Source organism: Grimontia marina (genome assembly GCF_900060185.1).
Lineage (GTDB): Bacteria > Pseudomonadota > Gammaproteobacteria > Enterobacterales > Vibrionaceae > Enterovibrio > Enterovibrio marinus.
On the sequence record NZ_FIZY01000016.1, the window covers coordinates 16,321 to 39,523 of the forward strand.

A 23,203-nucleotide genomic window follows, 5' to 3' on the forward strand; every position below is an offset into this window, starting at 1 on the left:
AAGCAAAATTGTAGGGCGGTTCTCCGCCCTATCTCATCTCGAATTGCGTAATTTCCACCTGCTCGCCTTCAAGCGCAATGAAGCTCTGTGCAGGCACACTCTTCCAACCTTCTCTGTCTGTGTCATATGGCTCTGACGCCAGTACCACGCCACTGTCTAGATGCTTGTAGAACAACGTCGGAGGCACACCATGAGTGGCATATCTTAATCCCCAAAATTGTTTACCGTTACTGACGCAAATCGATGCTTTAAACGGCTCCGCTACCTCTTTGGCACGCATTTCAGCTTCCACTCTAGCAATGACTTTTTTGAGTGCTTCTTTCGGCGATGACTCCATGTTGTATTGCAGCAAAAGAAGGAAGATGAGTTCACTATCTGTTGAACCTTTCCGTTTCAGGTAGAAAGGCTCATCCAAATGCCGTTCAAGGTTGTAGCGCGTTTGGTCAAATTCAGGAATTTGACCGTTATGCATAAACAGCCAGTTCTCAACATTGAAGGGATGACAATTCTCTCGGGAAGTATTGGCACCAGTAGAAGCGCGAACGTGTGCCATAAATCGGTGGGATCGTGTGTGTTCAGCAAGTGATTTTAGATTGGCATCAGACCACGCCGGAAGCACTTCACGATAAAGCGCTGGCGTTGGTTTTTCGCCATACCACGCAATACCAAAGCCGTCAGCATTGACCGCCGTCACCGCTTTTGTGGCATCCATACTTTGCGACACCAGCGAATGGTTTGGCTGATGAAGCATTTCATCTAGATAGCAGGGCTTTCCTTGATACGCTAACCACCTACACACAGCAACCTCCTATTACTTCAGACTTTTTAAGTATGAATGAGTTATGGGAAATTGCCGTGCCAGACAGCGCATTTTTATGTTGGACAGTTAAATCAACCGGGGTGGCCGTCCGTTCTTGCTTTAGTCAGCATTGGGCCGAAAATAACAGCAAACGCCACAAAAGATAGCGACCATCCCACCGCTGCAATCACTATCCATGTACTCAAATACTCAGGCCAAATCGCAGGCCCAATTACTCGGATAAGGGTAGCGAATGCGAGGGAAAGAAAGGCAAAAGCAAACGGCGGGCCTTGATAAATTGCACGCCCGGTGTGCCCCATTGTCACCCTAGCAATCATCGCGAGAATAACGCCTGCTAAAGTACCCATAGCCAGTAGGTGGATCAAAGTATGAGATACCCAAGGGCTGCTGATTGCCATTGCTTTGGCAAACAGTCCCAACGGCAAAGCAAGATAAAACAGGTGCAATGACCAAACCAGAGGCTCACTCTTTGACTTAACACCACCCCAGCGGTAAAGGCGAATCAGTTGTGCACTACCCGCCACCAGCAGCAAAGTCAGAGTGACTGTCGAGCCCACAAAAGGAAAGAAACTCAGAATCGCCAGTAAGATCAGCGGGAGATTCGCAGCGACATCAAGCCACAGTAAGGCTTTTGGTGCTTCAAACTGAAAACGTTTTGCGGTGAAAAATGGAATCACTCTGCCGCCCATGATGGATATAAGCAGCATGAACCACCAAATCATCGCCTGCCAAAGTACATTAGAGGAAAATGGCGGCATTCCCTTCACCGTGGCATAGCTGGCGAAATTGGCGATAAGTGCAACGGTGAGCATTGGAATAAAAAACAAATTCCGCCAACGTTTCGTTTTCACCACCCGCATCCCCACTTCCCAGCCAACAGTCAGCAAAAATGCACCATCAATCAGAGCAATCACCGCCAGTGGTGTGTCAGTCCAGAATAGAGCCCGCGGTAATAACCAAAGCATCACAATGATTGCAAGTTTCCAACCGGATGTTCCCTTCACACCTGTCCATGTCTGAACAGCAGTCAAAAGGAAACCTGCCACCACCGCTATTGCAAAACCAAACAACATTTCGTGAGCATGCCACCAGAGTGGTGGGACACTGAGTGACGTCGACGCGCCAGTGGAGAAAATCCAGATCCAGACGGTCACGGTAAATACGGCATAGACAGAGGCCAGCAGGAAAAATGGCCTAAAGCCTAATCGTAGAACCGGTGGAATACGTTCTTCCTTTGCCTTATCGACAATGTTGATCATCATGGAAACGTCTCTTCAAAACTTAAAGATGCATTTATTATACACTTTAATTACTCATAAGAAAGTCAGCAAATTTTGTATCAACAAATCAGTATCTTGAGGAAAAGATAAAGCCGGCGATTGCCGGCTTTGAGAAGGTTATTAGGTTAAATCAGCTTCCCGATTTCGGGTCTAACGCATCTTGCAGTGCATCACCAAGGAAGTTAAACGCCATAACGGTGATCAAGATGGCAACACCCGGATAGATAGCCAGACCTGGCGACTGCCAAATCACTTCCTGCGCATTCTGCAGCATGTTACCCCATGATGGCATTGGCGGTTGAATCCCCAAGCCAAGGAATGACAACGCACTTTCCAACAGGATAACGCCACCCAGCGCCATGGTAGTCGCAATGATGACTGGAGACAGCACATTCGGCAGTACGTGACGGCGAATGATGCGCCAAGGTGAAGCGCCGTAGCCAATCGCGGCTTTTACGTAGTCACGCTCACGCACAGACAAGGTACCTGAACGCACCAGACGTGCAGTGGTTGGCCAACCAAACAGTGCAACAATCACAATGATGCGGATGAAGCTTGCATTCTCACCTTGCGCCCAGCTATCTGGCAGTCCCAATTTGCTCAGGTCTACCGCCGCCAAAACGATCATCAGTGGCAGTGTTGGCAGTGACAAAGTGAAATCTGCAATACGCATCAGTATTGAGTCCAATTTGCCGCCAAAATACCCTGCAAATACCCCAATCAAGGTGCCAAGAATCGCTGTTGCCAGCGCAGCCACTGCACCGACTGCCAGCGATACCTGACCGCCGTAAAGCAAGCGCAGGAATACGTCACGACCCAGTTCATCAGCACCTAACCAGTGCGTGCTGCTTGCAGGTTCAAAGCGGGCAAAGAAATCCACTTCAAAAGGGTCATGCCCAAACCACGCCGCCAGTAACGGCGAACTGAAACACAAGATAGTCAGCAGTAGAATGAATACCGCGCTCACCAGTCCCGCTTTGTGCTGGCAGAATCGTTGCCATACCAGAACCCACGGTGAAGAAGCCTTACGTTTTGGTGCTGCAGGAGCAGCGTTAGTCACTTGTTGTGTCATGCTTATGCTCCTTTGGTCAGACTGATACGTGGGTCAAGCTTGGCGTAGGCAATATCTGCCAACAGGTTGCCAAGCAATGCTGTAAAGGTAATCACCATCAAACCGAGCAATGCCAGGTTATAGTCGTTACCCATGATGGCGTCGAAAATCAATTTACCCATGCCTGGCCATGCAAACACAGTTTCCGTGATCAGTGCACCTGAAAGCAGGAAGCCGATATCCAAAGCAATGATGGTCACCAGAGGGATCATGGCGTTACGCAAAGCGTGCTTCCAGATAACGCGGGTTTTCGATGCGCCTTTGGCAATCGCTGTACGAATATAATCCTGACGCATCACTTCCAGCATGGTGCCGCGCACATAACGGGAATGGCTCGCAACATTCAGTACCGTCAGCGAAATCACTGGTAGAATCAGGTGTTTGGCTTGAATCCAAAAACCACCGCCTTCGGCTTCACCTGTGCCACCAGCAGGTAACCAACCCAACGTCACAGAGAACACCAGAATCAGCATCAGTGCTAACCAGAACGCTGGCGTAGAGAAACCCACAAAAGCACCAAAGCTAATCACATAGTCAGCCCAAGAACGGTGTTTCAGCGCGGCAATCACACCAACTGGAATCGCAATCAGCAATGACAGCAGAGTCGCGATACCTACCAGCTTAACGGTGTTCCAAACCGCAGGAATCAACACATCTTCAGCTGGTTTGTAGTAAAGGCGCGAGTAACCAAAGTCACCCTGTAACGCTGCAATCAACCAGTTGCCATAACGCTCCAGTAACGGTTTATCCAACCCTTGTAGCGCTTTAAGGCGAGCCACGTCTTCTGCGGTCATGTTTGGATCGGATGTCGCCATCAAATCGATCGGGTCACCTGGCATCAGGCCAATCAAAGCATAAGAAACGAACGAAACGAGGAGCAGAACAAACAGACTCTGCAGCACCCGGCTTATCAAAAATTGCGTCATACCGTGGCCTCCTCAGATTCCATCTTTTTTACTTCGATCACTTCACCTGGATAGTGACAGGCAACCATGTGCTTGCTGTCGTCTTCATAGACAGAAGCAATCGGCGTTTCCTGCTTACACTTCTCTGTTGCTTTGGCGCAACGGGGATGGAACGCACATCCGCTGGGAGGATCGATAGGACTCGGCACGTCACCTTGAAGCGCCAGACCACGTTTACGTTTGCCCTTCCCTACCTCGGGGACTGCAGCAAGCAGTGCCTGGCTGTATGGATGAGCTGGTTTCGAGAAGAATGCGTCGCGCGGCGCTTGCTCAACCACCTGACCGAGGTACATAACCACAATGGTGTCGGCAAGATAATCAACCACCGCCATGTCATGGCTGATGAAGAAGAAAGAAAGGTTACGTTCGCGCTGAAGTTCAGCAAACAGGTTCAAAACCTGGCTTTGCACCGACACATCAAGCGCAGACAGAGGTTCATCGGCAATGATCAGTTTAGGATCGAGCACCAGAGCACGGGCGATACAGATACGTTGACGCTGACCACCTGAAAATTCATGCGGGTAACGGTCAAGTGCATCTTCGCTCAGGCCAACGGCTTTCAATGCCTCAATCACTTTGGCTTTGCGCGATGCTTTATCGCCTACGTTGTAGACTTCGAGTGGTTCGACTACCAGCTCAGAGATAGGCAATCTTGGGTTGAGTGCAGAATACGGGTCCTGAAAAACCAGTCCCAGTTTTCTACGAAGATCTTTTAACGTCTGCCCTTTAAGTCCAGCAGTTTGGATGCCATCGATTTCAACCTTACCTTCAACAGGTGATTCGAGCAGAGCGACCATTCTGCCAAGTGTTGACTTTCCGCATCCAGACTCACCAACAATAGCTAGCGTCTCTCCTTTATCCAGGGAAAGTGAAATTTTGTTAACCGCTCGCAATTCTTGCGCTGGCTTCCCAAACCACCCTTTCTGGCCGATGGGATAGCGCTGACAGACGTTGTCTAGTTTTAATAATGTCATGAGTCCGTCCTTAGATATGGTGGCAGGCCACGGTGTGTAACGCGTTAAGCTCCACCTCTTCAGGCATGGTTGCCACACAGGTTGGCGTTGCTTTTCCACAACGATCCGCAAAAGGACAACCCTTTCCACGTTGTTCAAGTGGTGGCACGGCACCGGGAATAGCAGGTAATACATCACGTGCACCACCAATACGGGGCAGTGTCGCCAATAAACCTTGGGTATACGGGTGTTGTGGATTAGCAAAAAGTTCTTCTGCGGTCGCCTGTTCCACAATACGTCCGGCGTACATCACGATAACGCGCTCAGCAAGTTGTGAAACGACGCCAAGGTTATGACTGATAAATTGTACCGCTGTACCTGTGGTATCCCTCAGTTCCTCAAGTAGATCCAGAACCTGCGCTTGCACAGTTACATCAAGCGCGGTGGTTGGTTCATCGGCGATAATCAGTTCTGGTTCACATGCCAATGCCATAGCAATCATTACACGCTGTCGCATCCCGCCGGAGAGTTCATGAGGGTAGGCTTTAGCGCGTCTAACTGAGTCAGGAATATGCACTTTTTCCAGCATTTCAATAGCGCGTTCCTGCGCTTCAACTTTGTTACTACCGCGATGAAGTTCAAACATCTCAGCGATTTGATCACCAACCGTCACCACGGGGTTTAATGCAGTCATTGGCTCTTGGAAGATCATGGCAATGCCTTCACCACGCACTTTCTGCCAGTCTGAGTCTTTGTTTTCTAACAAGTTTTCGCCGTTGAATATCACTTCCCCACTGGCTTTCATCACCTTCGGTTGAAGGCCCATCAGGGTGAGCGCAGCAAGACTTTTACCGCACCCTGATTCACCGACGACACCAAGTATCTCGCCTTTTTTAATGTGGAAGCTGATATCGTTTACTGCTGGGTAATCTTTAAAGGCTACCTGCAGGTGACGAACATCCAGTATCGCCTGGTCCATAAAAGCTCCTACTTCTTGGCGCTATACCATTCTTCAACCCAGTTAGTGGACGGGAACATATGTCCAGTTGGGGTCACACCTTCCAGCCATTTTGGCATCACAAAACTGTCCGAGCGGAAGTAAAGTGGCAGTGCCGGAAGGTCTTCAGCATAGATATTCTGGATGTCACGGAAGATAGCTTCGCGCTTATCGTCATCCAACTCTGCTTCAACTTTATCCAGCAGCGCATCCATTTCGGGATTTTTGTAACCAATATAGTTCTGACCAGACCAGTTGTTCGCTTCAGTTGGAGTGCTGTTTGAGTGGAGCGTAGTGCGTGGTGGATTCTCTGGTGCAGAGTACCAAGCAAACATCGCCAAACCTTTGTGCTTGCGCTGAGTCAAGGTTTCGCCGAAGTAAACACGTGCAGGCTGGTTCACGATTGACACCTTCACGCCAATCTGCTTCCACTGAGACTGCAGCACCTGCTGAACCAGCTCACGGGTTTTATTACCAGCAGTGGTCATAAGCTCTAAATGCAGTTCATTTCCTTCGCCATCAACCATCACACCATTTTTCAGTGTGTAGCCAGCTTGCTTTAGGAGCTCTTTTGCTTTCTTAGGGTCGTATTCATACTGCTTGACCTCTTCGCTATAGCCGAAGTCACGTGGACTAGTGTTTGTGTGAGCAATAGGTTGTTTGCTCATGAAGAGTTTATCTACCAGTTGCTGGCGGTTCGCGCCATACATTAGTGCTTGGCGGACCTCTTTCTTGGCAAGGTGCGGGTTATCTATGTTGGTATCTAAGTGCTCATATAGCAGACCAGGTTCGAAGTGGAACTTGAACTTATCACCTTGCCGCTTTTGGAGTTGCAGCGCCTGATCCAGTGATAGACCCAGTTCACCTGGAATGTAGTCAGCGGAGCCAGACAGCAGGTGCGCTTCCAGTGCCGCCGTATTTTCTACAGTCTTAAAAATAATCTCGTCAAACGCTGGAGATTTACCTTTCCAATATGGATTGCGTTCTGCGGTAATAAAGCTGCCGGCACTGACTTTGCTCAGTACATATGGACCGTAGAACAAGCCCGGGTTGGTTGGCTCTGTGGAATATTTAGTTGTCTTGCTGTAGCTAGAAGGATCGGCACGATAGATTTCACCTTCGATATGCTCAGGCATTGGATCGGGGAAATAGTCTGTACGATATTTGAATGAAATCTTGTTAAGGTAAACTTCGAAGGTCTTATCATCCACCGCGACAAACCTTTCCATCGTTTGCGCTTCTTGTAACCCAGGATTACCAACACGCTCGTCACGTTCGATTTCCCAACCCAACTGCAGGTCTTTAGAAGTAACAGGTGTGCCATCGCCCCAATAGAGATCATCTTTGATAGAAACGGTTAGTTTGATGCCTTCAGAACCATCTTCACGCGAGTATCGCTCAGCTAGTCCATTCTCAAACGTTGGGATTTCAACACAGACGTTACAGTGCGGCTCCCATTCTTTGCCATAAATGACACTATGCCGCCAAGCTGTAGACAGAATATAAGACGCAGCAGAGTTTGATACTAAAACTGGATGCAAACCTTCAGGGTACTGAGACATACCAATTTTCAGTGTTTCGGCGTTTGCTGGTACTGCAGATAAAACCATTGGCGCTGCCATCGCCATGGCGAGGATTGTTTTTTTCATATTATCGGTTCCTTCATGAACAAGAGGGGAAAATCCGTTACCCAAAACTTGTGCGCAAAGCAGTTGTTCTTAACAGACACAAAACTAAGTACAGAGAAAAGTTGCGCATATACCCCATAATGTTAAACATATGTTTCATATGATGTCGACAGCATAATGCCTACAATCAATACAAAAGAAACTGGTCACCGCTATAAATATGAATATTGGTCACAATTTACTAAATTTAATATTTTAAAATTATTCAAATCAGACAGTTAGTACAGAGTAGCTAACAGTCAATCTGAATAGGTTTGCGAAAATTGTGATTTAAAATCCAGTCTTAATAGTAAGCCGAAGTACAAAATCACTTCAAAGCACACTATAAGCATTTAAAACTACTCTTTTATTAGAGAGTCCCATGACATAAGTGGTTTTACGAAAAATTTAGGGGAGGAATAGTTACGCTAAATAAATTTATTCAGCAGGAGCTTCGATTTCTTATCAAGTTCTTCCAGAAACCTTTTCGGCCAAAGATCTGACTATGGTATGTAACGACAACCACCAGTCGTATTGACTGCAATGGTAATGCTCTCGATCAATCAACCAAATTTGATGAAAGTGACAAACAAAGTCATTAAGTATGACTTTCTTTATCTCGTTAGCATACACCCAAACAACCTGAAAGTACTCGCATTCAGAGGTCATCAATGCGTTCAATTCGAGGCAAATTTTGCGAGGAATAGTCGTTACTATTTCCGTGGAATTTAACGATGAAGTGGGCGCATTGAAGGCCTCCCTTCGGGCGAGTTGACTGACGTCGTGCATCTTCAGGTTATTTGGGTATATAGGCTTGCGGCTCTGAACCTTTGACCACCACCCGGTGTAACTTCCTTGGTTTATCACCATAATCTGTCACTGCGAAATGCTGAGTGCAGCGATTGTCCCAAATGGCCACACTTCCTGTTTCCCATCGAAAACGCACCTGAAACGCTTCATTGTGGCTGTAGGTAAAAAGGTTAGCTAATGTCACTCCTTCCTCTTCCAATCCTTTATCATCGACCTGCTGGGTAAACTGCTCATTTAAATAGAGGCTGGGATTTCCGGTTTCCGGATGTTTAACAACAATGGGGTGATGAACCGCTTGTATGTCTCTGGAAATGTTGTCGACACGACTCTCTCCTTTATTGTTCAGCTCATCAAATCGGCTGCCGGCGAACCCATGAACAGCATGAGTCGTAGTTTTTCCGTCCAATTGTCGCTTAAGTTTCTCAGGCAACGACGCATAGACTTCTTCCATGGAAACCCAAATCGTGTCCCCTCCTTCATCGGGTAGATGCTGTGCACAAAGTACCGAACATTTTGGGGGAGCAGGCTGCCATGTCATATCAGTGTGCCAATAGCTCGTCCCTGGAGGGTTGCCCGGCGTGGTTTCAATTTCGCTGACTTGTGGGTGCGTGGAAACGTGAGGAAAGAAAGGATGCGGTGCTTCCAGTTCACCAAATCTTGCAGCGAGCTTAAGTTGCGATTCAGGAGAAAGAAATTGGTCCCGGAAGAAAATTACTTTGTATTTTAAAAACGCTTGGTAGATCTGAGCAAACTCGCTGTCATCAAAACTGACAAGATCAATACCTGAAATCATAGCGCCTATTGTCTTATTACAAGGTTTTATTATCACGCAGTCCTCTCTAAACCATCATTGTTTCTACAACGCTATCCACCATGTAGCTCAAGGGTGAAAAGCAACTAAATTATATGCCCAAACAACTTGAAGATGCTTGTATTCAGATTGTTGGGTATAGCTAGCTGAGTGTCTCCACCTACTCCATATTTTCTTCAATAGCTAAGACTAAGACCCGATCATCATCATTTACATTCCCCCATAACATACTGCTCATTTTTTAGACCAGCTTGACAAAATGTCTTTCATTCAAGTCATTTGCTAACACGATAAAAATTCCTCGTTGACCAAACGGTTAAAAAGATTACACTCGCCAAAAAAATATAATCCAGATCACATTCCAGAAACGTCAAGGCAACGTAGTCAGGCATAAATTGAAGATGAATTTCCGTAATCAGGTTAGGTACTTACATCTAATGTCTTTTGTAAAACTATTTACATTTACATTGGTGCTCGTTTCCATCGGTTATCAAGCCTACAACATGATGCACTCCAAACAACTCATCAAAATACTCGATGAGGATTACAGACATCTCTATTCAACCATCCGACGATTCGGCTATTTTTACAACAATTCATCTTCGGAAATGATGGAGGCAGGGATACATAAACATGGTGATATCAGTATCATTGTGCTTGAAAAACCAACAGAGGTTAAAAACCTGGCTCCCGGGTTGGATAAATTGAATGAAAGATTACAGCAGTTTGTGCCAGGATCAATTTGGTCTATTTCTATTTTAGAAAACGTTAGTAACTACGGCCTTTTTATGCCTTTACGCCCAGGCTACCAGGAGCTTTTCAGTAAAAATAAGAAAACGAAAAACTTTGAAAGGCTTATGACCCGCGAAAAACTCAACAACACATATCAAGAGTTTTACGGATGCAATACTCGCATGACAGAAGTCTATGTTGAATCGATAACCAATGCGCGAATCCGTACTATCTATTTTCCGATTCACAATCGAGAATCGTTGGACGCTATTGTTGCCGTTGACATCAAAGCATCTCTTACAGACACCCTAGTGGATAAGTATAACGATCAGAACAAAACGGTTTTGAGCCTGGATGATGCATCAAACATCTTTAAATCAGAGGGAAGACTCCCCTGTACGACTGATAAAAAAATTGAGATTGGCTCCAACTTTACGAATGTATTAAAAGCCTCCTTATGGCCATCTTTCTTACTTTCCGTTTTAACGCACATTATTTACTGCTTTGTGCACCGTCATGGTCAATTCATTAAAAAAGATGAAATGACAGGCCTTTATCGGCGGGATTACTATGAACCTAAGTTTAAACGTGTAAATAAATTTTCATTACTGGTTATCGACATAGATCATTTTAAAAATATCAATGATACATATGGACATACAAAAGGCGATGAAGTGATAAAGATATGTGCCCAGATAATAATGTCTCAAATTCGATCAGAGGATATAGCTGTTCGCTGGGGTGGTGAAGAGTTTATCGTAATGTTTAAAGATATGAAGCGGAATAGCCTATTTGATAAGGCAGAGCAGATCAGAGAATCTATTGCTCTTGATGATATTGCCGGTTTATCCGTAACCATATCAATTGGTGGATATACTGCGAACAATATTAGTTTTTCAGAAGCTTATAAAGCTGCAGATGGTGCACTTTACCAATCAAAGCATCGTGGTCGTAACAAAGTGACAATAGCGTGACATACTTTCAATCAATCCCTCGATATACGTCTGAGACAAAGGGGCGTTATGTTTTTTTGTCCTTTTTGTTTGTGATACTAAGTACATAGCTTTCTTGGTATCCAATGGAAAGCATAGTACGGGCGCAATTGTTCTCGATCACTGCTGGCGCTATGGTCGCTTCGGCTTATATGTATGGAAAAAGTGGAGTATTGGGTCAGTGTCTTGGTCTACTGGCTTTCTATACGTTTATCAATCAAATACCAAGTGGTGTGGGATATTTATATACACTTGCTATGACGATAACGCTTTACCTCGCAGTAGAGGTTCTTACTTACATTCGGAAAACCAAATATTCTCTTCGTGTAGCATTTTGTGTATTTATCTTTGTCGTACCTAGTGTTGGGTCCTTGTCTCTCGCAATAATGGCACCGAATCAATACTGCCTCGACGCCGCATTAAATGTATACCTAACAGATGCAATTGGTATATTAATTACCGCGCCTGTTATCGTCACTATTTTCTATTATATTAGTAACCCTTCAAGCATAAAGGTAATGTTTAGAAATCTACTTTCACTACCTAAATCGGAATGGATATACAAGGCTATTTTAGTGACCAGTATTTTACTTGTATTATATTTTACTGACACTAATTTCCAATCTGCATCAGTAACTTATATGATTTTAGCTCCTTTAGTCACCTTGGCGGTATTCAACTTCTCAGAGCTGACACAAATTCTACTGATGATTATTGGTTATGGACAAATTTTCCACCCAAATGCATATGATAATTTGCACACTTTGAATACACGATTATCTCTTTTTTTCATGTTTTCACTGATAATATATATTATGCTTGAATATAAAAGATCTTTACGCAATGAAATTAAAGGAAATTTACATCGTCTTTATTTTGACAAGCAGAGCAATTTTGGCACTTTCCAGAAGTTGGATGCCAACACTTTAGAGAAAGAGAACTTTATAGTTTCTGCAATAGATTTACGGCCTATTTTTAAGTATCCACTCGAGAAAAGAGATAACATCCTACGCCACATATCTCGTTTTTTCGAGAACAATACTTCACTCTATAATAGTTGCTACATTCTTTATGATGTCTCAGCACTAATTATTCTAAGTGATAGTGAGGAACTTGCTATTCAACAAATGCATGACTTACCATCTAAGCTTGAAAAGTATTTAGACCTTCGGCAAGAAAGCTTTTATCCTGAAAAAATTTATTACTGTCACTGCCGTAAAGGAATTCGTATAAATCAGGCTGTTAATCGGCTAAATGTACATATGCGATTAGGTTGCAAATCGTCATTAAACACAATGGTCGATTGCGACAAGTCAGATCTTGATGACTACATTGGTATGCTAGAAGAGTTTAACCCTTCTAACTTCCAGATATTACGTCAAAATTATCTAGATCTGGCTAATCCAGAAAAAGTAACTTTCGAGTTACTAAGCCGATTTCATTTTGAAGGAAAGGTCCTTAATACCGGCATTGTTTTTCAATGCGCCCAAAAGCTAGGTTATTTAGAGTCTTTAGAACATGTAATTGTTCATGCACAGTTAAAATATTTAAGTGGGTTACATAAAAATAGCTTTGAATATGGTTCCATCAATTTGACACCCGAATATTTAAGTGACGGCCGAGCAGTCTGCCAACTACTCGATTGGGTAGATAATCTCGAACTCGACATAAGTAAAGTCAATATTGAAATCGTAGAATCAGGGAACATCGATAACCCGGAGATATTGTTGCAAAGTCTGACCTATCTAAAGCAACGAGGATTTAAGCTTGCGCTTGATGACTTCGGTGCAGGTCATGCAATTTATAACCAGTTGCTCACTATGCCGGTTGACTCCGTAAAAATTGACGGTTCATTGGTGCGCAACTGTCTAGCCGACCCAATTAAGCAAGCTATCATTCAGGATCTCCTTTCCATAGCGACGACGTTAAAGATTCAAGTTGTCGCGGAATGTGTCGAAACGGAGGAAGAAGCAACCTACCTGAAGATGCTGGGTATCGACTACCTACAAGGCTATCTTGTTCACAAACCGACCCCAGTATAAAGAGTTTGAGCTAGGCCTCTATCGAGGCCTGTTTTTCTTATCCTTGGCAAGATTTCTCATCTAAATTACGGTAACATCCTCCTGCCTATCAAACCCTTGGATAACACCGTGACACAAGCCAACGAACCTACCTTTTTCTTCTTTGATTACGAAACCTTTGGAACCAGCCCTGCTCTTGATCGCCCATGCCAGTTTGCAGGCGTCAGAACAGACAAAGACTTCAACATCATTGGTGAGCCGTTGGTGATTTACTGTCAGCCGCCAAATGATTATCTGCCTCAGCCAGAGGCTTGCCTAATCACAGGCATTACGCCACAAACAGCTGCCAGTCGCGGCCTACCTGAACCGGAATTTATTGCCAAAATCCACGAACAGCTTTCAGTGCCGGGTACCTGCGCAGTGGGTTATAACAATATCCGCTTTGATGATGAAGTGACTCGCTACACCCTCTACCGCAACTTCTTCGACCCATATAGCTGGAGCTGGCAGAACGGTAACTCACGCTGGGATTTGCTTGATACTATGCGTGCAGCTTATGCGCTTCGCCCAAATGGCATTGAATGGCCGGAAAACAGTGAGGGCAATATCAGTTTCAAACTCGAACACCTTTCCGTTGCCAATGGGATCGAGCATAGCAATGCTCACGATGCCATGGCGGACGTCCACGCCACCATCGAAATGGCGAAGAAATTAAAAACTGCGCAACCCCGTTTGTTTGATTACCTCTACACGTACCGTAATAAAACCAAACTCACGCCTTTAATTGATGTGGTTTCTATGAAGCCACTGGTACATGTATCAGGCATGTTTGGTACTGAACGTGGCAATACCAGTTGGATTGTTCCTGTCGCTTGGCATCCTGACAACAAAAATGCGGTGATTACCATTGATTTAGGGCGGGATCCCTCACCTTTGTTTGATTTAGGCACAGATGCCCTTCGTGAGCGTTTATACACCAAGCATTCCGATCTGGCACCGGATGAACTTCCAGCCCCCATTAAGCTCATCCACATAAACAAGTGCCCGGTATTGGCTGAAGCTAAAACCCTTCGCCCAGAAGATGCTGCTAGGTTAGGTATCGATCGCCAACAATGCTTAGATAACTTGAGAGAGCTTCAGGCGCATCCGGAAATTCGTGAAAAACTTGTCGCGCTGTATGCTGAAAAGTCTGAATATCAGTCTTCCGATAACGTCGACGCCGCACTCTATGACGGCTTCTTCTCACCATCTGACCGCTCAACCATGGACATCGTTCGCCAAACCAAGCCGGAAAACCTGGCAGCATTGGATATCCAAGTCTCAGATGAACGTATCAAACCTCTGCTGTTCCGCTACCGTGCACGTAATTACTCATCTACATTGAGTGACAGTGAGCAAAAAAAATGGCATATGCATCGTCGTGATTACTTTGAGTCAGAACTACCCGCTTACATGGCAAATCTAGAAGCATTAGCCGAAGCCAACCAAGGTGATGACAAAAAATTTAATATTCTCAAATCGGTTTACCTTTACGTTGAATCACTGGTGTCATAGGGTTTCAACGTAGATCAAGTGTTTACCGTGTGACATTCTCTTTACGCACCTGCATTTTCAGGTGCGTTTCATTTGATATTTTGTGATTTGAGTCCACACTTTTCTTATAAGAGATTGCCATGTGGGAAATGAGATGGTCACAAAGGTCAACAGTCGCTGCTACCGATTTTCAGATGTGGATTTCGAACCCGAAAGCCGTTCCCTACGTTGGCGTGACAGCACCGTCACAACGCTGACCTTTGAAGAGTGTCGACTGTTGGAAATGCTTTGCTATCACGCGGGGGAAGTGCTGTCGGCAAGAGTGCTTTATGCCGCAACCTCTCTACCCGATTCTACATTTACCCAGTACCAAAACAGCATTTGCTCTTTGTTAGCCAAGTCATATCGTCAAGGCGATAAAGTTCTTCCTTTAGATATGGTGGGCGACCATGGTTATCGAATCGCTTTGCCTCAGAAAACCTATCAGAAACAGGAAGAATTGCCCCCCGATCCTTCGCTGCCCGATGAACTTGACATCAACATAGAAGAAGTGATTACCGATACTCGGTCGACGCCTAGGAAGGCACACATCTTTATCGGCACTGTCACTGCTCTGGTTGCTGTTGCAGCGAGTGTTGTTTACTTAATTTAAGCCGAAATACTCAACGGTAAACGGTAGCTAACGCTACCGTTTTTTGTTTTTCACATCACCTTCAACGAATTGAACAAGGTTTCATATCCAAACTCGTATTAGAATGTCGACATGTCTAACCATGCGAGCCTAAACCTTGAAATACCTGATCGGATTCCTGCTGATCGCTCTCTATTACGCGGTTGGTAGCATCATCACTACTCTTTTACATCTTCCTTTTCCAAGCAGTATCGTTAGTATGTTGCTGCTTTTCGTCAGTCTGACCACGGGTATCGTACCGGGACGCTGGGTAAAAGATGCCTGTACCTTGCTCATTATGGTAATGCCACTTTTCTTTATCCCGGCCAGTATGGGCCTGATGGATCACTTTACGCTGTTGATTTCTGACTCTCTGCCTTTATTAGGCGCAACGATAGTGAGCTCGCTGATCGTATTAGTGGTGATGGCGAAGCTCTTGGATAAAGAGAAGGAAGAAAACTGAACCATGTGGATTATCGCTACACTTATCGTTTATGCCATAACCAGACAGATCGCACTGAAACTTCGTCATCCTGTTTTTAACCCACTACTAATGAGCCTGATTGTGCTGATGCCAATGGTGATTTATAGCGGTGATACTTACCAAACTTACTTTGATCAAAACAAAGCTATCAACTTTATGTTGGGCTCCGCAGTGATAGCACTGGCCTATCCGCTTTACGAGCAGATGCACGTGATTCATCGACACTGGCGTACCATTCTAATCGCGTGCACCTGCGCTAGTATCGCCTCAATGATCCTGGGGTCACTGATTGCCGTTTTGGTAGGTGGCGATCTTCAAATTGCTGCCTCTGTTTTACCAAAATCTATTTCAACACCCTTTGCGTTAAGCACAGCCAGTCATATTGGTGGTATTCCTGCCGTCACCGCCGCGCTTGTCGTCGTAGCCGGATTGTTTGGCGCATTAATTGGCTATCCATTGTTGAATGCACTAAAAGTAAAATCCCCTCTGGCCAGAGGGCTTTCAATTGGTGCGGTCTCACATGCTATTGGCACCGCAAAGGCGGCAGAGAGCAATTATCAGGAAGGTGCGATGAGCTCGTTGGCCTTAGTGATTTGCGGCATCATTACAACGATTCTAGCTCCCTTTGTTTTTCCAGTTATTGCTTTTATTGTCAGTTACACAACAACATGACTGGCTTCAAATGAAATCGAATTCATGTGAGTTCACCCTAATTAATGCAATGAAAGAAACAGTTGCAATTTTTAAGTGATATAAATCACGTTAATTGGACCCGGATTCACTTTAAAATACTCTCCCATAACACGAGCATTGGAGCGAAAATGCGAGCTAGCGTTCAGGAAGCAATTGCTGCTTTACCTACTCCGTTCAAAGAAGCAGTGACTAAAATTGTCTCTGCACCAAAATTTGATGCCACGATCAGCGCTCAGGACTATGCTGAGCTGCTTGAAAAAGCCGGCCTTTCAGATGCCGAAGCGCGCGTTGCCTTACTACCGATTGCTGCCGCCTACTCTGTCGCCCCTATTTCAAAATTCTATGTTGGCGCGATTGCACGTGGTGAATCAGGTCGACTATATCTTGGCGCAAACATGGAATATGAAGGTGTTCAGCTGAACCAGTCTGTGCATGCTGAACAATCTGCAATCAGTCACGCTTGGCTGAAAGGTGAATCCCAGCTCAAAGACATCACCATAAACTACAGCCCTTGTGGACACTGCCGTCAGTTCATGAATGAATTAAAAGGTGCAGAATCACTGCAAGTTCAGTTGCCTGATCGCGAAGCTAAACTCCTGCACACCTATCTGCCAGAAGCTTTCGGACCTTCAGATTTGGGCATCGACCAACCGCTTTTGGCACCAGTGAACCATGGCCTCACTGTGCAAGAAGACGATGAGTTAATCAAAGCCGCAGTTGACGCAACAAATCGAAGCCATGCGCCATATACCCGAAATCTTAGCGGTGTTGCGGTTCGCGACAACCAAGGCAATGTCCACATGGGAATGTATGCTGAAAACGCGGCATTTAACCCGAGTATGCCTCCACTTCAGGTTGCCCTGAACTTGATGAATCTCGCTGACGTATCGCTTGCTGAAATTCAGGAAGTGGTTCTGGTTGAAACAGCCAATGCCAACAACAGCCATCTTCAAGACACGCAGGCAATGCTGGAAGCCTTGAATCCAGATATTCCTTTGAGCTACTTAGCAATCTGAGATTCGTTTGCCACTAAATAACGACAAAACGCCGGAAAATCCCGGCGTTTTTGCGGTTTTCCCTTCCCAAGCACAAATTTTTCGCTAGTATCGGAACACTTTTTCTCTTTCCTACATGCACATGAGCCAACAACATAATCCTATTCTTGGTGCCACTTGGATGCTGACCGCCGGGGTCTGCTTCGCAATGGTGAACAGCCTCGCGCAGTACGTAAGCTTTAAAATGCAGCTGCCTTCTACCACGGTTGCGTTCATTCAATACTTCATTGCGTTGATTGCCATGCTTCCTTGGCTGAAAAGCATGGGGATCCGACAGGCACTGAAAACCGAACATCTAGGCATGCACTGTCTGCGCGTCTTCTTCTCAGTGATTGGTATTCAACTTTGGCTTTGGGCATTAGCTTACCCGGTACCGATTTGGCAGGGCATCGCGCTGCTGATGACATCGCCGCTGTTTGCCACCATTGGTTCAGGCCTTTTCCTTGGCGAAAGAGTTGGTCCTGCACGTTGGTTTGCAACCTTGAGCGGCTTTATTGGTGCCATGATTATTTTGGAACCTTGGTCAGATGATTTTAGCTGGGCAACCCTCCTACCTGTCGGTGCGGCGTTCTTCTGGGCCACCTACTCGCTGATGGTTAAGAAGTTGTCGCACCATGATTCACCAACAACAATGGTCGTTTATCTTCTACTGCTGATTACTCCGTTTAACATTTTATTGGCTGCGCCAGAGTGGACGATGCCCAGCGGTCATAAAGTTTGGCTAATGTTGTTGGGAGCAGGCCTATTGACTGCATTGGCTCAGTGGGCGATTGCCAAAGCCTATGCCGTAGCAGATGCCTCGTTCGTCCAGCCTTTCGACCACGCAAAGCTGCCTTTGAATGTCTTGTTCGGCTTCTTAGTATTTGGCTGGGTGCCACCAGGCCGATTGTGGCTGGGGGCGGCCATCATTATCGCAGCTGTATTCTTCATTACCCATTGGGAAACGCGAAAGCCCACGAGCAAGTAGCTCCCTAGTTTTAAGCCGTTTAATTTGAACGGCTTTTTAGTCTCAACCTCTATCTTTACTCCAGCAGAATATCTGTTTTTCAGTTCCCTCATAATAGAAATAAACGTTTGCGCAAACGATTGCCCAAGGTAGAATTACGGCTGGAAATTTGAGTGAATGGAAGAAAATCATGATTGGTACTGCTACCCGTCCTGGCGCGATCCGCGTCCTGCTTTTAGGCTCTGGTGAACTTGGTAAAGAAGTGGCGATTGAATGCCAACGACTTGGTATCGAAATCATCGCCTGTGATCGTTATGCCGATGCGCCAGCAATGCAAGTTGCCCATCGTAGTCACGTTGTTGACATGCTCGATGGTGACGCTCTTTCCGCCGTGATCGCCCAGGAACAGCCTGACTACGTTGTACCAGAAATTGAAGCCATTGCTACAGATCGTCTGGTCGAACTGGAAAAATCTGGCCTCAACGTTGTGCCTACTGCTCGAGCTACACAGCTGACAATGAACCGAGAAGGCATCCGACGCCTAGCCGCAGAAGAACTGCAGATTCCTACTTCCCCGTACGCATTTGCTGACAATCAGGAAGCGTTTGAGCAAGCAATTAAACATGTGGGCTTTCCATGCGTTGTGAAGCCAGTGATGAGTTCATCCGGCAAAGGACAGAGCGTCGTCAAATCTGGTGGTGACATCCAGTATGCATGGGACTACGCACAAGAAGGTGGACGCGCCGGACGGGGTAAAGTTATTATCGAAGGCTTTGTAGAGTTTGACTACGAAATTACCCTGCTCACCGTTAGTGCGATCGACGGCATTCATTTTTGTTCTCCCATCGGCCACCGTCAGGAAGACGGCGATTATCGTGAATCGTGGCAGCCCCAAGCGATGAGTGAGAAAGCGCTCAAAGCCGCTGAAGAAGTTGCGCGCAAAGTGGTAACCGCTCTGGGTGGCTATGGCTTGTTTGGTGTTGAGCTCTTTATCAAAGGCGATGAAGTCATGTTCAGCGAAGTGTCCCCTCGCCCACATGACACCGGTATGGTGACATTGATCTCTCAGGATCTTTCTGAATTCGCTCTTCATGTACGCGCTTTTCTAGGCTTGCCTATCAACACGATTCGCCAGTCTGGACCATCAGCTTCCGCCGTTATCCTTGCAGAAGGTACGTCGGAGAACATTAGCTTTCGGGGACTCACTGAGGCATTGCGTTATAGCGATACCCAAGTGCGCCTTTTCGGCAAACCTGATATCAATGGACGACGCCGTTTAGGCGTTGCTCTGGCAAAAGATGACAATACCGACTCAGCCGTCAGTAAAGCAGTCAATGTTGCTGCTGCTGTTCAAGTAGACTTGTAGATCTGATTCTGAAATAAAAAACGCCACCGATTTGGGTGGCGTGTTTATCCATAAAGACAGAGCTACTCTGATTCTATCAACCAAACCTCTTCGGCAAAGAAGTCGGCAGCCTTGCCTTTTGGTGGTCTATCACTGTCCTCATCCCTATTCAAATGCGTGATCTGGTAACCATCAAACAATCGACGGACTTCATCGTCATCCACACTGAAAGGAGGCCCATCCATTTGCTCCTGAGGATAATGAAGCGTCACCAGTAAGATTTTCCCACCCGGTTTTAGAAGCGATAACAGCCTTTCGACATATTTCTGACGCATAGAATCCGGCATCGCAATTAATGCAGCGCGATCATAAATCAGCGAATAGGTGTCCAACGGGACAGTGAAGTAATCGCCAGCATAGATAGAAAGCTCATCAAACTGATACAGTTTCATCGTTGGGCTCATTGAAGTCACAGTCGGCGTATATAGATGCTCCGAGAAAAACGCACGGACGGCAATCTCACTCAGCTCCACCCCTACCACCTCATTGTGCTTGCTTGCCAACCAACTCAAGTCAATCGACTTCCCACACATAGGAATGAATACCGCATCCTCACGTTTTGGATTGAGCAAGGGCCAGTATTTCACCAGCAGCGGGTTGGTATCTGAAAGATGGAAACCGATGCGGTTTTCTGCCCAGCGTCTATGCCAGAATTCCTGATCCATAGTGTTGTTCTCGTTATCACTTTTCCACATTAGGGGGATATCTTAACAGTGTCATTCAGCCGGAAAAAACCATTTCTCCAAGGCGAAAAGGATCATATTCGTGATCAACTTCGCGATGTTTTCCACTTTTCTATTGTTTTTTGACCGATTTATAATTACTGTACACACATACAGTATTGGATATTCGTACAGGAAATCATGATGAAACAGTCGTTTGCGATCAACCAATCCGTTCACCATACACACATGACCCGTTCTGCCGTCCGTGAGCATTACGCCCGTCTTGCAGCTGGTGCGCGAATCTTTCACCAAGCGAATCGTTATCAAAATAATGATGCCATGGTTTCCAGCAATTTAGTCTCAGTGAATATCTACCAGAACAACATGAGTGAGCTGGCTTACCTATTGCGATTGGTAAAAAGTCTCGCAGAGAGCCATAAATGGATCACTCTGGTCGCGCCACCATCCAATTTTTCTCTCTCGCTTTTTACAAAGGCTGGTATTCAACAATCACAAATCCGTATTGCTCGTCCAACAGCAACCCACGATGCTAAGGCGCTAATGAATAAAGCTCTGGCATCTGACACATCAGCCGCTGTTATTGGCTTCGGTGAACTCAGTCAATTTGCAGAATCCGTGTCAGGGTCGGAAATCCACACACCGGGTTTCGTCATTTCAGGTGTACCAGAGCAATTCCATTAAGCTCCACCTCAAAACAATATCGAACACTGCCTCGCGGCGCTTGGAGTCATCATCATTTCAAGTGCCGCGAAACCTTTTTAGAGCCAAAGGCCTTTTGACCTTTGATGATGATTTTTGTAGTAGTTTGTGGGGACTTTATGCAAGATAGACGCTTTGATGTGTAGCTTGTCTGCATGAGAAGCCGATAACGCAGTAGAAAGACCTCTCAAACGCTACCCAAAGGATTCTGCAAAAAGCGTCTTATGCTTTGTTTGGCTCTATTTGCTCCTAATGCTAGACGGCACACACGTCATCTCGCCTAAAGCGCTTTTTGCTGGAACAAAATTGAACCTCAAAACGTCAATAGGCCCTGTATAAACATCGCGGTTTCAATAGCATCACTAAGCCGTAATTTCCCAATTCTGAAAAAATTGTCACGCTAAGTCCTTATCTATACTCAGCCTTCACGCAGTTAGAACTTGGAAAGCTTGGTTTTGAGCAATAAATTGGATTTAAAAGCACTGACCGCACTGGTCATCGGCTCGATGATCGGCGCTGGAGTGTTCAGCCTTCCCCAGAACATGGCTGCTGTTGCCAGCCCCGCAGCAGTATCCCTTGGCTGGTTGATTACCGGATTTGGCATGATATGTCTGGCTCTGACCTTTCAAGAACTCACTTTAAGCAAACCTGAAGTTCAAGGAGGAGTCTTTGGCTACGCGCAGGCTGGTTTTGGGGACTTATGCGGATTCTTCTCATCATGGGGATATTGGCTTAGTGCCGCTGTAGCGAACGTTTCTTATCTGGTGATTGTGTTCAGCACTCTCGGACTGTTCTTTGACACGCCAACCTTTAAACTATTTGGTGATGGCAACACACTCCTCTCTGTCGCATTGTCATCGATTCTGATTTGGCTGGTCCACACCTTGGTTTTACGTGGCGTCCAAACAGCCGCTATCGTTAACTACGTCACCACCATCGCCAAATTAATTCCGATTTTCGTCTTTATCATTGCTACGTTTATCGCCTTCAAGTGGAATACGTTCACGTTTGATTTTACAGGTGTGAGCATAGCGGATGAGCCAAGCCTGTTCGATCAAATAAAACAAACCATGCTGATCACTGTTTGGGTGTTTATTGGTGTGGAAGGTGCCGTTGTTGTCTCGAGCCGAGCAAAAAACACAAAAGATGTTGGCCGTGCGACCATCCTTGGCTTGCTGATTTGCCTGTTCCTGTATGTCTCTGTCACCCTGCTCTCTATGGGCGTGATTTCCACTCCAGAACTTGCCAAGTTACAAAACCCATCGGCAGCAAAGATCCTTGAAACACTGATTGGAGAAGTCGGCTCAGCTATCATAGGTATAGGACTGATAATTTCAGTCTCCGGCGCTTACTTAAGTTGGACCTTACTGGCAACAGAAACGCCTTACACTGCTGCAAAGATCGGCATGTTTCCCAAAGTCTTTGCGGAAACCAACCAAAACGGCACATCAATCTATTCACTTTGGTTAACAAGTTGCGCCGTTCAGCTATGCCTAATTCTCATGTTTATTATCGGTGGCGGATATGATGACTTACTTACCATCGCTTCTGAAATGATCCTCGTTCCCTACCTGCTTGTCGCGGCTTACCTGATGAAGCTGTCTTTCTCTGAGCTTGATACGTTCAAAGTTAAAACCATCTCATTTCTGGCTACCGTGTACGGCATCTGGCTCCTTTATGCGTCAGGTATTCACCATCTGTTGTTAGCAACGCTTCTCTACCTACCGGGGTTGGCTTTTTATATTCATACAATGCGGGAATCTGGTAAACCAGGCTTTAACGGGAAAAACAAGATCCTGCTTGGTGCAATTGTACTTGCCAGTATCTATGGCATCTATTTGGTCGCTGAAGGAGTCAAACTTTAGTTTGGTTC

General features: G+C 45.8%; 20 protein-coding genes. 11 read left to right on the top strand and 9 right to left on the bottom strand.

The genetic code is table 11. From position 1 onward, the window contains the following. Nucleotides 1-28 precede the first annotated feature (28 nt). The 8 genes from GMA8713_RS10195 to GMA8713_RS10230 all read right to left on the bottom strand — a co-directional run bounded on the left by GMA8713_RS10195 (nt 29) and on the right by GMA8713_RS10230 (nt 9,432). The gene (locus GMA8713_RS10195; protein WP_062708848.1) at nt 29-799 is read right to left on the bottom strand and encodes a class II glutamine amidotransferase; all 771 of its coding nucleotides are present in this window, start codon (nt 797-799) and stop codon (nt 29-31) included. A gap of 92 nt (nt 800-891) precedes the next feature. After that, nucleotides 892-2,079 (bottom strand): NnrS family protein, encoded by a 1,188-nt coding sequence (locus tag GMA8713_RS10200; protein ID WP_062709031.1) that lies wholly within the window; start codon nt 2,077-2,079, stop codon nt 892-894. 151 nt (nt 2,080-2,230) lie between these two features. Further along, the gene (locus tag GMA8713_RS10205) at nt 2,231-3,172 is read right to left on the bottom strand and encodes an ABC transporter permease (protein ID WP_062708851.1); all 942 of its coding nucleotides are present in this window, start codon (nt 3,170-3,172) and stop codon (nt 2,231-2,233) included. A gap of 2 nt (nt 3,173-3,174) precedes the next feature. After that, entirely contained in the window at nt 3,175-4,137 is a 963-nt protein-coding gene (locus GMA8713_RS10210; RefSeq protein WP_002540561.1) for an ABC transporter permease, read from the bottom strand. Beyond that, nucleotides 4,134-5,150 (bottom strand): ABC transporter ATP-binding protein, encoded by a 1,017-nt coding sequence (locus GMA8713_RS10215; RefSeq protein WP_062708854.1) that lies wholly within the window; start codon nt 5,148-5,150, stop codon nt 4,134-4,136. Before GMA8713_RS10215 ends, GMA8713_RS10210 begins: the two co-directional genes overlap by 4 nt. A gap of 10 nt (nt 5,151-5,160) precedes the next feature. Next, entirely contained in the window at nt 5,161-6,108 is a 948-nt protein-coding gene (locus GMA8713_RS10220; RefSeq protein ID WP_062708857.1) for an ABC transporter ATP-binding protein, read from the bottom strand. Nucleotides 6,109-6,116: 8 nt separating this feature from the next. Then, complete coding sequence (locus tag GMA8713_RS10225) at nt 6,117-7,775, bottom strand: peptide ABC transporter substrate-binding protein (protein WP_062708860.1); 1,659 nt, start codon at nt 7,773-7,775, stop codon at nt 6,117-6,119. Between the two features lie 814 nt (nt 7,776-8,589). Continuing rightward, complete coding sequence (locus tag GMA8713_RS10230) at nt 8,590-9,432, bottom strand: TauD/TfdA dioxygenase family protein (RefSeq protein ID WP_062708862.1); 843 nt, start codon at nt 9,430-9,432, stop codon at nt 8,590-8,592. Between the two features lie 419 nt (nt 9,433-9,851). Here GMA8713_RS10230 and GMA8713_RS10235 point away from each other — a divergent pair, with 419 nt between their 5' ends. From GMA8713_RS10235 to purT, 9 genes are all read left to right on the top strand, one after another. Beyond that, nucleotides 9,852-11,120, top strand: coding sequence for a GGDEF domain-containing protein (locus GMA8713_RS10235; protein WP_232314408.1), 1,269 nt, complete (start codon nt 9,852-9,854; stop codon nt 11,118-11,120). Between the two features lie 104 nt (nt 11,121-11,224). Continuing rightward, nucleotides 11,225-13,180, top strand: a complete 1,956-nt coding sequence (locus tag GMA8713_RS10240; protein WP_062708865.1) for a sensor domain-containing phosphodiesterase — start codon at nt 11,225-11,227, stop codon at nt 13,178-13,180. Between the two features lie 108 nt (nt 13,181-13,288). After that, nucleotides 13,289-14,713, top strand: a complete 1,425-nt coding sequence (sbcB, locus tag GMA8713_RS10245) for an exodeoxyribonuclease I (RefSeq protein ID WP_062708868.1) — start codon at nt 13,289-13,291, stop codon at nt 14,711-14,713. A 121-nt stretch (nt 14,714-14,834) separates the two neighbouring features. Further along, on the top strand, nt 14,835-15,344 hold the full coding sequence (locus tag GMA8713_RS10250) for a winged helix-turn-helix domain-containing protein (RefSeq protein WP_157515564.1): 510 nt from the start codon (nt 14,835-14,837) through the stop codon (nt 15,342-15,344). 136 nt (nt 15,345-15,480) lie between these two features. Beyond that, nucleotides 15,481-15,825: a CidA/LrgA family protein gene (locus GMA8713_RS10255; RefSeq protein WP_062708875.1), complete on the top strand. Its 345-nt coding sequence runs from the start codon at nt 15,481-15,483 to the stop codon at nt 15,823-15,825. Between the two features lie 3 nt (nt 15,826-15,828). Then, the gene (locus GMA8713_RS10260) at nt 15,829-16,518 is read left to right on the top strand and encodes an LrgB family protein (RefSeq protein WP_062708878.1); all 690 of its coding nucleotides are present in this window, start codon (nt 15,829-15,831) and stop codon (nt 16,516-16,518) included. Nucleotides 16,519-16,667: 149 nt separating this feature from the next. Further along, on the top strand, nt 16,668-17,555 hold the full coding sequence (gene cdd / locus GMA8713_RS10265) for a cytidine deaminase (protein ID WP_062708881.1): 888 nt from the start codon (nt 16,668-16,670) through the stop codon (nt 17,553-17,555). 121 nt (nt 17,556-17,676) lie between these two features. After that, the gene (locus GMA8713_RS10270) at nt 17,677-18,561 is read left to right on the top strand and encodes a DMT family transporter (RefSeq protein WP_062709037.1); all 885 of its coding nucleotides are present in this window, start codon (nt 17,677-17,679) and stop codon (nt 18,559-18,561) included. Nucleotides 18,562-18,730: 169 nt separating this feature from the next. Further along, entirely contained in the window at nt 18,731-19,906 is a 1,176-nt protein-coding gene (purT, locus tag GMA8713_RS10275; protein ID WP_062708884.1) for a formate-dependent phosphoribosylglycinamide formyltransferase, read from the top strand. Between the two features lie 62 nt (nt 19,907-19,968). On the opposite strand, the gene GMA8713_RS10280 is transcribed toward purT, so the two are convergent. Further along, on the bottom strand, nt 19,969-20,610 hold the full coding sequence (locus tag GMA8713_RS10280; protein ID WP_062709040.1) for a thiopurine S-methyltransferase: 642 nt from the start codon (nt 20,608-20,610) through the stop codon (nt 19,969-19,971). A 201-nt stretch (nt 20,611-20,811) separates the two neighbouring features. On the opposite strand from GMA8713_RS10280, the gene GMA8713_RS10285 reads away from it, so the two are divergent. Together GMA8713_RS10285 and GMA8713_RS10290 are read left to right on the top strand one after the other, a co-directional pair. Then, nucleotides 20,812-21,312, top strand: a complete 501-nt coding sequence (locus GMA8713_RS10285; protein WP_062708887.1) for a hypothetical protein — start codon at nt 20,812-20,814, stop codon at nt 21,310-21,312. A gap of 473 nt (nt 21,313-21,785) precedes the next feature. After that, nucleotides 21,786-23,195 (top strand): basic amino acid/polyamine antiporter, encoded by a 1,410-nt coding sequence (locus GMA8713_RS10290; RefSeq protein WP_062708890.1) that lies wholly within the window; start codon nt 21,786-21,788, stop codon nt 23,193-23,195. Nucleotides 23,196-23,203: the final 8 nt, after the last annotated feature.